At 70.1% G+C, this 12,240-nt stretch carries 8 protein-coding genes; 1 reads left to right on the forward strand and 7 read right to left on the reverse strand.

Annotated elements, in window-relative coordinates:
* Nucleotides 1-44: 44 nt before the first annotated feature.
* The 3 genes from QLQ12_RS19270 to QLQ12_RS19280 all read right to left on the reverse strand — a co-directional run bounded on the left by QLQ12_RS19270 (nucleotide 45) and on the right by QLQ12_RS19280 (nucleotide 3,156).
* The gene (locus tag QLQ12_RS19270) at nucleotides 45-1,514 is read right to left on the reverse strand and encodes an HNH endonuclease signature motif containing protein (protein WP_282761589.1); all 1,470 of its coding nucleotides are present in this window, start codon (nucleotides 1,512-1,514) and stop codon (nucleotides 45-47) included.
* A gap of 268 nt (nucleotides 1,515-1,782) precedes the next feature.
* Entirely contained in the window at nucleotides 1,783-2,385 is a 603-nt protein-coding gene (locus tag QLQ12_RS19275) for a hypothetical protein (RefSeq protein ID WP_282761590.1), read from the reverse strand.
* Between the two features lie 318 nt (nucleotides 2,386-2,703).
* Nucleotides 2,704-3,156 (reverse strand): NUDIX hydrolase, encoded by a 453-nt coding sequence (locus QLQ12_RS19280; protein ID WP_282761591.1) that lies wholly within the window; start codon nucleotides 3,154-3,156, stop codon nucleotides 2,704-2,706.
* 24 nt (nucleotides 3,157-3,180) lie between these two features.
* Here QLQ12_RS19280 and QLQ12_RS19285 point away from each other — a divergent pair, with 24 nt between their 5' ends.
* On the forward strand, nucleotides 3,181-3,813 hold the full coding sequence (locus tag QLQ12_RS19285; RefSeq protein WP_282761592.1) for an L-threonylcarbamoyladenylate synthase: 633 nt from the start codon (nucleotides 3,181-3,183) through the stop codon (nucleotides 3,811-3,813).
* Between the two features lie 81 nt (nucleotides 3,814-3,894).
* Here QLQ12_RS19285 and QLQ12_RS19290 read toward each other — a convergent pair whose 3' ends face one another.
* The 4 genes from QLQ12_RS19290 to QLQ12_RS19305 form a co-directional block, all read right to left on the reverse strand.
* Nucleotides 3,895-5,142, reverse strand: a complete 1,248-nt coding sequence (locus QLQ12_RS19290) for an SGNH/GDSL hydrolase family protein (protein ID WP_282761593.1) — start codon at nucleotides 5,140-5,142, stop codon at nucleotides 3,895-3,897.
* A 230-nt stretch (nucleotides 5,143-5,372) separates the two neighbouring features.
* Nucleotides 5,373-6,449 (reverse strand): lytic polysaccharide monooxygenase auxiliary activity family 9 protein, encoded by a 1,077-nt coding sequence (locus QLQ12_RS19295; RefSeq protein ID WP_282761594.1) that lies wholly within the window; start codon nucleotides 6,447-6,449, stop codon nucleotides 5,373-5,375.
* Between the two features lie 3 nt (nucleotides 6,450-6,452).
* The gene (locus tag QLQ12_RS19300) at nucleotides 6,453-9,371 is read right to left on the reverse strand and encodes a glycoside hydrolase family 48 protein (RefSeq protein WP_282761595.1); all 2,919 of its coding nucleotides are present in this window, start codon (nucleotides 9,369-9,371) and stop codon (nucleotides 6,453-6,455) included.
* A gap of 66 nt (nucleotides 9,372-9,437) precedes the next feature.
* A complete protein-coding gene (locus QLQ12_RS19305; protein WP_282761596.1) occupies nucleotides 9,438-12,119 on the reverse strand; it encodes a cellulose binding domain-containing protein in 2,682 nt (893 codons plus the stop codon).
* Between the last annotated feature and the right edge of the window lie 121 nt (nucleotides 12,120-12,240).

The raw sequence follows: 12,240 nt of genomic DNA on the forward strand, positions 1-12,240 counted from the left end.
CGGCCGGCTGACCTGTCGCGGCCTGGCCACGCGTCTCGTCCTGGTCACGTGCGCGGGTAGAACTCGGGGCGGCGGTGGTATTCGTTGCGGCGGGGCCGACGGTTGGGGTCGAGCCAGGCCGGCGGCAGGAATTCAGGCAGGCCGTCGGCTCCGACGCGCAGCTCCCAACCGGAGTCGCCGTGGACCACGCGGTGATGGTGTCCGCAGAGCAGGGCCAGGTTTCCGAGGTCGGTCGGGCCGTTCTCGGTCCAACTGATGATGTGGTGGGCGTCGCACCAGCGTGGTGGCCGGCCGCAGCCAGGGAAGACGCATCCTTGGTCTCTGGCGGCCAAGGCTCGGCGCATCGGGCCCGTCGCGGTGCGGCGGGTGCGGCCGGCGTCGAGGATCTGGCCATGGCCGTTGAGCACCAGCGGCAGGATGCGAGCGTCACAGCCGAGCCGGCGCACGGCCTCGGCGGAGAGCGGCTCGCCGTCATCGAGCCGGGCGGTGCCAAGTTTCTCCCGGAGCGGGTCGTAGGCAACGGTGACGGCGAGCTGCGGCCGGTCGCCGCCGTTGTCCGGCAGAGAACTGCCGGCCAGGACGAGCCGGCAGACATCGGTCAGTGCGTCCGCACGCCGCTGCCCGGGAGTGCGCGCCTCGCCGGTCCCGGCGGGCTCCGCAGCGACGGCGACTTTCGCAGCGACATGGTCCGGGCCGCCGCGCCAGTACGACCCACCGACCCGGTCCGGCTCGTCCAGCAAACGTAACCCGCTCACCCGGTCGGGCTTCCCCAGGGAATGCGGTTCGCACAAGGACCGCGAGCGGCCCACTCGGTTCGGCTCGCGCAGCGAGTGCGGCTTGCCTTGAGGGTCCGGCTTGCACAACGGGTCGAGGGCCGCGGTGACGATCGCTGCGGATTCGGTGTCGAGCAGGCCCCGCACCCGCACACGTCCGTCACCCAGTGGGCTGAGCGTGAGGTATCGCTGGGCGTGCGCCTGCTGTTCGGTGCGGCGTAGCCACTCCTCCTCGACCGCTTCGGCGACCTCCGGTGCGACATGGTCGAGGATGCGACGGCCGGCGGTCCGCAGCCCGAGCGGGTCCAGGTGAGTGGCCCAGTCGGTGAGGACTGCGCCAGCCTGGCCCCGCACGTGGGGCGGCACTGTCGTGGGCAGGCTCGCCAGGGCGGTGGTAATCACGGCGAGTTGCTCGGCGTTGACCTTCCCCGCGGTCACCGCTTCGTCCAGGAGCGGGTTACGGTCGACGGCGGTGGCCTGAGCCAACAAGCGGTTCGCGGCCCGCGGGCTGATGCGCAACCGAGCTCGGAGCCAGGCCGTCGGCGAAGGTGCCTGCTGGGCTGCCGGCACTCCTCGCCGGTCGGCTTCACGCACCGCGTGCAGCACCGCTGCCTGCAACATCTGCTGCGCGGCGTGCACGCCATCGAGGAAGTCGAGGAGCTCGGCCCGCGGCAACGGCGTCATCCGCATGGCGGCACACTGCCCCGCGAGGTCGGCGAGTTTCCGCATCATCTCCTGCACGCCACCCATGGTCGAACATGCGTACGACAAAATCCGGAGCCCGTCCGCGACGGAATACCGCGATACCCGGCATGAAGACAAACGGACAAACGATCCCCCTGGAGGGCCTCCGCGATCCCACTGAGGGGAGGCACTCAGGCGCGCCGCTGCACCACAGCAACAGCGGCGGACGCCTCCTGAGGGGCGCGGCGTTCAGGATCGTTAGCGGCGCACACCCGTACGAAGCGCCTGACAGCCGCACTGAACGAGCGGCCGGTCGATGCCTGGCCTAGTGGAGACGATCGGCTTTGTCAGCAGGGAATGTCGCCTGCGTGATGGTGGCAGTTCCGGCCGGCGGAGCCTGTTCGTGCATGGTGATCTGGTCGCCGGGCCGCAGGTGCCGCCATCCTTCGGGGCTGAGTGGAGCAAGCCGGATCGGTCCGCATGCGCCTGGTTCGAGTTCGGGTGCCCGTTCGACCCAGATGCGGGCGACGCGCAGGTCAGGGTGCCCCTCCGGCATGATGATCCCGATGTTCCACAGGGGCCGCAGTATGCCGTCGCCCGGTATTGGGGTCTTCCGGGCACCTGGCTGTGCGGGGCTGAGGAGTTGGAGGTCCGCACGGATGATGCCGTGGAGGGTCTCTGCTGCTCTCCAATGGCACCAGGCCTTGGTGCGGTGCAGGTTCATCTCGGCTGCCGCAGCTGCCAAAAGGTTCCAGAACGACGTCTCGGCGGCGTAGGCATCGCCCAGCTCCGTGAGGATGTCGAGCGCGATCCCGTACTCGTTGTGGTCGAGATATTCGACAGCGTCCGCCACGGTGGCCCCGGCCTCGCTGGTGGCCCATCGAGGGACCATGGCGGCCGCCTGGCGCGACGGGTCGTGGGTGTCCATACGCGTGATTCTTCAGCACGGCTCGACGGCGGTCTTCTGACACTGCCGCCGAAGGGCCGGACGCCGTTGCGGGAGCGCGGGAAGGCGGCGGCTCGCCACTCAGCACCAGTCGATCTCGACCTGTTCCGCCGCGAGAAGGTCAACCAGGTGCTACAGGGAAACCGCTGGGCCCAGCCGGCGTCGGTCGTAGCCGTCCACCAGATGCTCCCGAGCTACGGCCGCGTTATGCCGCACCAGCCGAAACGGTGTCCGCGCGCCGAAACGCCCTCGAAGGCGGTCAACGAGGGCGTCGAGGTGCAGCCGCGGCAGCCGGCGGGATCAGGTCCAGGAGCGGAACTGCGGAAGCAGGCCGGGCAGCGAGGGCGGCTCCAGGCGGTCTGGGAGCGCGCTCAGGTCGGCGGGGTCGATCCAGGCGTGGGTGATGAGTTCGCTCTGTTCGTACGCGAGCAGGCCCTCCCTGCCCACCGGCGGCCGTGACGTGGGGAAGAGCGCCGCGAAGAACTGCTCCCTGCCGACGTGCCGGCGGCCTTTCCACCAGCTGTCACGTTCGACGTCGAGGAAGCGGTCGGAGATCGCGGCCGGATCGAGGCCGGTCTCCTCGGCCAGTTCGCGGCGGGCCGCCTGCAGGGGCGTCTCGCCCGGATCGATGCCGCCACCGGGCGGTTCCCAGAGACGCTCGCGGGTGACCGGATCCTGCCAATGCATGAGCAGGATCCGCCCGTCGGCGTCGAAGCAGATCACCCGGACTGCCGGGCGGTGCACAGTCGACATGGTTCGAAGCCTAAGCTGTCGTGAGTGGCCAGGTACTTCGACGTGCACCCGGACAATCCGCAGGCGCGCAGCATCCATCAGATCGTCGATCTTGTCCGCTCCGACGGGCTGATCGCCTATCCGACCGACTCGTGTTTCGCGCTCGGTTGCCGGATGGGGAGCAAGGACGCGCTGGACCGGCTCCGGGCGATCCGCCAGCTCGACGATCGGCACCATTTCACACTGTTGTGTCACGACTTCGCCCAGCTGGGCCATTTCGTGCAGATCAACAACTCGCTGTTCCGGGCGGTGAAAGCCTCGACGCCGGGGCCGTACACGTTCATCCTCCCGGCGACGAAGGAGGTGCCGCGGCGCCTGCTGCACCCCAAGAAGAAGACCGTGGGGGTACGGATCACCAGTCACGTCACCGCGCAGGCGATCCTCGCCGAACTCGGTGAGCCGCTGGTGTCGAGCACGCTGCTGCTGCCCGGCGAGACGGAGCCGATGACCCAGGGCTGGGAGATCAAGGAGGCCCTGGACCACATGGTGGACGCGGTGGTCGACGCCGGCGAGTGCGGGACCGAGCCGACCACGGTCGTCGACCTGTCCGGGGGCGTGCCGGAGATCCTGCGCGTCGGCGCCGGCGATCCCGAACGATTCAGCCCGAGCGCGGTCTGAACAGCCCGAGCGCGGTCTGACCCGCAAGGTCGCCGCGCGAGGCCGATGCCGTCCCAGACAGCCGGTCGAAGACAGCCCGTCTCAGGCGAAGAGCTCCAGCGGTACGGCCGCGGCCAGCGCCGCTGTCCCGGCGTCGTTCGGGTGCAGGCCGTCGCCGCAGTCGTAACGGGGCCGCATCCGCTGCGGGTTCGCCGGGTCGCGCACCGCCGCGTCGAAGTCGATGACCGCGTCGTACTCGCCGCTCGTCCGGATCCAGGCGTTGATCTTCTGCCGTTTCGCCCGGTTGGCCGCGTTGTTGTAGCGGGCGGGCGCCTCGCCGAACGGCAACAGGGTGCCGCCCGCCACCCGCAGGCCGGCGAGCCGGGCTCGCCGGATCAGCTCCCGGTGCCCGGCGATCAACTGCTCGGGCGTGACCGCCGGGTTGTTGGCCAGGTCGTTGACACCGATCAGGGTCACCACGTGGCGGACGCCCGGCTGGCCGAGCACGTCACGGTCGAACCGGCGCAGCGCGGCCGGGCCGATGGACGCGCTCGCGTGCGCCCGCCCGGTCGGGTCCTCGAAGCCGAAGAGCAGCCGGTTGCCACTGAGCCCGACGTTCAGCAGGCCACGCGGCGAGCCGGCGGCGCGGAGCCGGGCGGCGAGCAGGTCGGGCCACCGGTGATTGGCGTTGTCGGTGGTCTTGGTGCCGCAGGTGATCGAGTCGCCGAGGGCGACGATGGCCGCGGCGGCGCGGACCGTGCGGACGCTGACCCCGGAGATCCACAGGTAGCGGGTCAGCCGCCTGCCGTGGCCGGGCCGCGGCGTGGCGGTGGCGTCGCCGTTGACGATCAGGTTCGACTGTTTGGCGCGGGGGCTCACCGTGGCGGCGACGACCCGGTCCGGCAGGTACAGGCTGATCACCAGGTCGGCGCCGGACGCCACGACCAGGTCGGCCGGGTCGCTGACCAGGATCTGGCCGGGAGCCAGGACGGTCTCGGTGGCGCCGCCGAAGGTGAGTGGCCGGTCGCTGCCCGGAACCGCGTCGCACGACGTGCCAGCGCCCGCGCGCACGGCGATCCGGGCCGCGCCGATCCGCACCGGTTCGGTGCCGTACTCGTTGGTCAGGGTGACGCGGGGAAGATCGCCGCCGACGCTGGTGTGGACGACCTGCCGTACCGTCTGGCGGGCCAGGGTGACGACGTTCTTCGCCGGCACGGCCGCCGGTGCGGCCGCCCAGGTGCCGACCCGGACGGCCACGCGGGGAACAGCGGTGTTCTGGCCGGCCTCACCGGGCGTGGCCATGACGACGGCGGCGCCGGCGCCGGCCAGCAGGAGGCCACGGCGCGTCACCGCCCGATGGAACATCGGCCATCGGGACGGATCGGGTGAACCGTCTGCACCCGATAGGCCGATAAGAGAGCTTTTCTTCTTTATGCGGGTAATGTACTAATGCTCCGTACCCGCCGTCAAGCCGCCCCCCGACGGACAGCCTCCCGACGGACAGCCTCCCGACGGACAGCGCCCCCGGGCCGTGGACGTCAGTCACACTTCCCGGGGGCGCCGTCATGCCGGACCGGCCGTCAGCCGGTCGTACAGGTCAGATTCTGGACCTGAGGCGCGGCCGCGCCGGAGGCCAGGAACCCGAACGTGACGTGACCGTTCGCCGGGACGTTCGCGTTCCAGTTCTCGTTGTTCACCGACACCAGTGATCCGGTGCCGGTCCCCTTGCCGCTCCACACCTGGGCGATCTTCTGGTCCCCGGGCCAGGTCCAGGAGATGTTCCAGCCGTTCACCGCCGCGGCGCCGGCGTGCACCATGACCTCGCCCTGGAACCCGCCGGACCACGTCGAGACGATGCTGTACATCGCGCTGCAGCGACCCGAGGGGTTGCCCGGCGTCGACGGGCTGGTCGACGGGCTGCTCGGGCTCGGGCTGCTGGGCGACGGGCCGCCGCCGATGCCGGTGACCTCGCCGTTTCCGCCGTCGAACACCACGTCCGAGCAGCCGTAGAAGGTCTCTTGGCTGTCCGAGCGCGACCACACCGAATAGATCAGGTGCTTACCCGACTTGCCGGCGGGCAGCCGCCCGTTCCAGTAGTAGTGCCCGTCGTCGGTGCCCGGCCCGCCGTTCGCCGGCGGGTTGGTCACCTGGTCGAACGGCGTCGGCTCCAGGTCGCTCCAGGCGAGCGGCTTGGCCGGGTCGTAGCCGTCCTTGGTGATGTAGAGCGAGAACGTGCCGGGGTGCTTGGCCCAGTTGTTGTACTTGAACTGGACGTTCGCGCCGGCCGTCAGATGCGTCGTCGGCCAGTCGGCGCGGGCCAGGTTGAATCCGGTGAAGTTGTACGGTCCGCCGGTCCCGCCACTGCACAGCTGGCCGTCCGGGATGAACCCGCTGACCCGCCCGGCCCCGTCCGACCGGAGCACGGCGAACCAGTTGTAGAGCGAGGTCACCCCGCTCTGGGCCACCGCGGCGGCGCAGGCCGCGTTCTTCGGCTCGATGGCGCCGGTGTTCGGGTTGCGGCCGTCCTGGTAGCAGAACCAGGTGCGGCTGCCCGGCACCTGGATGGCGCCGTGTGCCTGGGCGGGCGTGCCTGGCAGCGCCACAATCCCGGCCGCGGCGGCGAACAGGGCCACCGCGGCCACTCTCAGAAGTCGCATGGATCAGCCTTCCGGGAAGAGCCGGGCGTAGTCGGCGTAGCCGGTGGCCACGTCGACCTGAGCCCAGAATCGGTGGTAGTTGAACGTCGGCGCGGGGCCGCCCTTCAGGTACGCGTCGACCTTCGGGAAGTCCGGGTCGGCGCGGTAGAAGCTGCGGATGTCCAGGAACGAGACACCCGGCTTGATGACGTCGCCGTTCGGCATCTCGCCGGACCAGCCCGGCGGGATGTAGATGCCCTGGCCCGTCGAGGCGTTGTAGACGTCGTCCATGCGGTTGTAGTCGGCACGGGTCTCGGTCACCGAGACGCCCTTGGAGTCCTTGAACGTCCAGATCGCGTCGAGCAGCCCCTTGGCCGCCGTCTTGGCCTGGGCGTTACCCGACTTGGCCGCGTAGTAGGTGAGCACCTTGGCGAACGAGCCGGCCACACCGAGGTCCTGGCTGTGGCTGGAGACGGTCACGTGCAGGTTGGTGTTGGCCGCCGGGCTGGACGGGTTCCAGGTCGTCGGCGCGCCGGTCCAGGCCAGGTCGGACGGGATGGAGAAGGTGTTCGCGCCGATGGTGCTGTTGGCCAGCGCCCACGGCACCCACTTGTCGAGCACCGCCTTGGCCTTCGCGTTGCCGGTCACGTAGTACAGCTCGGCGAGCCGCTCCAGCGACCAGGTCTGCATGCCGAACCAGCGGTTGGACGGCGGGTCCTCGTAGACCGGCGCCTCGACGTAGGACAGGCCGTAGAACGTCGGGACGTTCGTGGGCCGGGCCGAGTAGTTGCCGTTCCAGCTGTTGGTCGCGCCGCCGGCGATGGCGCCCTCGGACGACTGCAGCCACTGGTAGAACTCCAGCTGCCGGTCGAGGCTGGCCTGCCAGTCGGCCTTCGCGGTCGGCGACTTCGGGTTGAAGGCGCTGACGTTGGACAGGATGTACGCGGCCATCGGGTTCTGGTAACCGAAGTGGCTCGTGCTGGACCCGATCCGCCAGGCCCATCCGGCGTTGGTGTCGTAGGCCCCGCCCCAGGCGTAGTACCACGACATCAGGTTGTTGGAGGCGTTCTTGCCGGTGCCGGCCGGGCACGACGTGGACGCGCAGCCGGGAGTCTTGAAGTACTTGTCGTAGAACGAGTAGCGCAGGTAGTCGCCCATCTTGGCGGCGTTGGCGACGGCGGTCGAGATCTGCGACTGCTTGCCCTGTTCGGTGGCCCACTGCAGCGCCCAGTAGGCGACCTGCACGACCCGGGCGTCGGCGTCCGGGGCGTTGGTGTACTTCCACTGCTTGGCGTACGACGCGTCCTTGGTGAACAGGTCGAGGTAGCCGTTCGGGCCGCCGTGCGCGAACGTGTCGCACGAGGGCTGCGGCACGGTCTCGAACGTCGACTCCTGCGGGCCCCGCTGGAAGGTGTTGATGTAGGCGACCCGGGTGGTCCCGTCACCGCAGTGGCCGAAGCCGTAGGTGTTGTCGACGTCCAGCAGCCAGTGCATGCCGTAGATGTCGGAGGTGCCGTACGCCGCCTTCAGCTCCGCGGCCAGCGGGTCGGTGCCGACCGACACGCTGTTGTCGAGCTGCGACGGGTACTGCGACGGCAGCGGGTGCTCGGCCGCGTACGTCGCCGGCTTGGCGGGGTTGTACTTGTCGTTGGTCGGCTGGTCGGCGTGCGACGGGATGATGTACTTCTCCATCGTCGCCCAGGCGCTGTTGAACGGCGCCCAGTCCCCGGTGACCTGGCCGTGCTCGGCCTCCAGCCACAGCCAGTAGCTGAACGCCTCGCTGGTGGTCTCGTGACCGTGGTCGGGCGCCTCGTCGATCAGCGTCTCGATCGAGTGGTACGGCACGCCCTCCGGGCTGAAGTAGCCGTTGGCCGGGTTCTTCAGGTCGTTGTAGAGCTGGGTGAACCGGGCGTCCACCGAACCGGGCTTGACGACCGTGACCCCGAGCTGGGCGGCGGTGTGGCCGCCGGCGGTGGCCGAGATGGTGGCCGTCGCGCCGACCGCCGCCGACGAAGCGGCCGCGACCGTCACGGCCTGGCCGGTGTTCCAGTTCGACGGCGTGAAGGTGAGCGTCGCCGGGGTCACGGTGACCGCGGTGGATCCGGCGCTGCGGGCCACGGCCACGGTCACGTTCGCGGTCGGCGCCTTGCTCAGCGCCACCTTGAACGAGCCGCTCGCGCCGGGGTTGATCGCCAGCGAGGTGGCGTCGGCGACGATCGACCCGGTGGTGGCCGCGTCGACGAAGACCGGCACGTCGGCGGTGTTGCTCTTGGTGCCGGCGTTGTCGTAGGCGATCGCCTGCACGTGGTAGGCGGTGCTCTGCGCCGGAACCCCGTCCCAGCTGTACGAGTACGGCGCGCTCGTGTCCGAGCCCAGCAGCAGTCCGTCGTGGTAGAACTCGACCCGGCTGATCGTCTGCCCGGCCGCCGCGGTGGCGGTGGCCGCGATCGGGATGGACGCCGGTGCCGTGTAGCGGGTGTTCGCCGCCGGGCTGTTGATCGCCACGGTCGGCGCGTTCTCGGTCTGGCCGCAGGTGGTGCCGTTCAGGGTGAACGCGGTCGGCACCGGGTTCGCCGAGGTGAACGTGCCGTTGAAGCCGCTGCTCACGGTGCCGTTCGTGGCGAGCGACCCGTTCCAGGGTGCGTTGTCGACGGTGACGTGCCGGCCGGTCTGGCTGTAGACGCCGCTCCAGCCCTGCACCGCCTTCTGGCCGGCGTCGGGGAAGTCGAACTCGAGTTTCCAGCTGGTCAGCGGGTCACCGGTGTTCTTGATCTGGATGTCGCCGGTGAAACCGCCGGGCCACTGGCTCTGCACCTTGTAGACGACGGCGCACCCGGCGGCGGCATAGGCCGGGGCGCCGGCCGCGAGAACCGCTCCGGCGCCGAGGACGGCGACGCCGGTGACGGCCAGCCTGCGTCGCAGGCGTTGTCTCCATGGACTCACGGGGGATGTTCCTTTCCGCCGGGTGGCGGCGCCCGTCGGACCACGGGCGCCGCCGGGCCGGGCTACTTAGGTGGTGGAGCAGGTGATCGGGGACGGAACGGGGTTGGTGGAGCCGGTGGTGCCGCCGAGGAATCCGAACGTGGTGGACGCCCCGGGCGCGAGGGTGCCGTTGTAGCCGGCGTTCACGACGGTGACCGCGGCGCCCGACTGGGTGGCGGTGCCGCCCCAGCCCTGCGTGACGGTCTGCCCGCCGGTGTAGGTCCAGCCCGCCTTCCAGCCGGTGGTCGCGGCGGCGCCGTTGTTCTTGACGGTCAGCTCGCCCTGGAAGCCGCCGCTCCACTGCCCGGTGATCCGGTAGGTGGCGGTGCAGCCGGTGGAGGTGCTGGGTGAGACGGACGTGCTGGGTGAGACGGAGGTGCTGGGCGAGACGGAGGTGCTGGGCGAGGTCGAGACGGACGGCGACACCGACACCGACGCCGAGACCGACGGCGACGGGGAGACGGGTCCGCCGGTACGGTCGGCGTAGAGGATGCCGCGGCCGTTGGTGCCCAGGTAGACCCGACCCCAGATGCGGGGGTCACCGGCCAGGGCGTCACCGGCGTTGCCGTACTGGCGCTTGTCGTCGTTGATCCGTACCCAGCTCGCGCCGTTGTCGTCGGAGCGGAAGACGCCGTCGGTGCCGTCGACCGTGCCCACCAGGAACACCGCGGGGCGGGTCGCGCCCGGCGCGGCCTTGCCGAAGGCGACGTTGACGCCCTCGGAGACGCCGCCGCCGACCGCGGTGAAGGTCTGCCCCGCGTTCGTGGAGCGCAGCAGGCCGGTCCTCCCGGCCAGCCACACCTCGCCGGCGACGCCCGGCACCGCGTGCAGGTTGACGCGGCCCTCAGCCGGCATGGCGGCCGCCGAGGCGGTGAACGTCGCCCCGCCGTCGGTGCTGGTGTAGAACCGGCCCGCCGCGTACCCGTAGAAGGTCTTGGGGTTGACCCGGTCGGATTCGACCTTGGCCCCGGCGGGGATGCCGGTGGAGGCGGCCCAGGAACTGCCGCGGGTGGTGGAGTGGTGCACGCCGGCGCCGGCCGGTGACCAGACGACCGCGTTGGCGTCGGCGCCGACCGCGACCGTGCCGCCGCCGGTCACGCCGGACGGCTCCTGGCCCTGGTACCAGCTCTTGCCGCCGTCGGTGGAGATCCCGATGTGCGGGGCGGCCGCGTTGTTGCCGACCCGGACGAAGAACGACGGGCTGAGTTCGGCGAAGTCCAGTCCGGTGTTGCTGCCCAGCGAGGGGGTGTCGTGGAAGCTCGCCGGGACGGTGTCGAGGTCGGCGTGGTGGAAGCCGCCGATGTCGCCGAGGGCGCTGACCAGAGGGGCGCCGCTGGGCGGGCTGGCCAGGTCAAGGACGGCGGTCTCCTCCAGGCCCTTGGCCATCGGCCGGATGGTGAAAGTGGTGTTCGTGTCCCAGTTGGTGAGCTGGGTGGTGCCGTAGACGGTGGCGCCGGTGCCGTAGAGCAGGCGGTTGGAGTCGAACGGGTCGATCGCCAGGGACTCGTTCATCCAGCCGAGCTTGGGGCTCTCCTCGGGCGCCTGCGCGGTGCTGTTGAAGTCCAGCCACGGGTTCGCCGAGATGTCCATGGTGTAACGCTTGGTCCGGCTCGGGTAGCTGCTCCAGTCCCAGATGCGGGTCCAGGTGGCGCCGTAGTCGGTGCTGCGGAAGAAGATCGTGTCCGGCCACCAGGAGATCTGGGTGGCCACCATCAGCGTGCCCGGCTTGCGCGCGTCCACGGTCAGGCCGGAGTAGCCGTAGTAGCGGTCGGCGACCGGGGTGGGCGAGATGTCGGTCCAGACGCCGGTGGTGGTGTCGAGGCGGGCCACCTGCCCGGCGGTCCCGTCGTACGGCCCGCCGGTGTCGCTGGTCGTGATGAACAGGTACTTGCCCTGCACCGCGCCCTTGTGCGCGAGGTAGCCGGTGGGCTGGCCGGGGATCCGCTCCCAGGTGGCGCCGGAGTCGAGCGAGCGGTAGACCGGGTTCTCCTTGTCGGCCACCCCGACATACACAGCGGGTGACTGCGGGTCGAAGGTGACCCAGGTAAGCCCTTGGTTCTGATTCAGATAGCCGTTCGGATCGGCCGGGTCGGCGACGTAGTTACCGGCGTTCGGGAAGTTGGCCACTTTTCCCCATGTGGCGCCGTGGTCGGTGCTGCGCCAGAGCCCGTTTCCACCTTCGGCGGCGAAATAGACGTTCCGGTTGTTCCTCGGGTCGACGGCGAGCCGCTCCCCCATCCCGCGGCCCGGCATGTTGCCACCGACTTTGAATGGCAGCATTGCCCTTGACCAGGTGTTTCCCTTGTCGGTGGAGCGTAGGATGGCACCGTTGTTGGGATCCCAGCTGTTCGTGTACATACCGACGGCGGCGTAGACGCGGCTCGTGTCGACCGGGTCCGGGGCGATGCTCAGCACACCGTTGTGACCCCAGTCGTCCTGTCCGACCCAGTCGAGCAGGGGGGTCCAGCTCTGCGCGGACTGGCTCCAGCGGTAGGCGCCACCGATGTCGGTGCGGGCGTAGACGAGGTCCTTCTCGCCGGGGTTGAAGACGATGCCGGGGACGAAGCCTCCGCCGTCAATCCGAACGTTTTTCCAGGTGTAGGGGTCAGCGGGGGCGGCCGTGGCGGAATGTGGGCCGGAGGCGACGGCGACCGTGGTCGCCGCGATCACGAGGGCGGCGACGACCGCGCCGCCGAGGGACCTTCGCATGGAGATGACCCTTCCATTGACGTGCATAAGTGGGAGCGCTCCCAAAGCGTCGGTCGCTGTCATCTTCATGTCAAGAGCCGGAAACTTTTCGGCGACTTCGGGGCGTCCGGGAATGCGGCCC

This window comes from Actinoplanes sandaracinus (assembly GCF_030009775.1).
GTDB classification, from domain to species: Bacteria; Actinomycetota; Actinomycetes; order Mycobacteriales; family Micromonosporaceae; genus Actinoplanes; species Actinoplanes sandaracinus.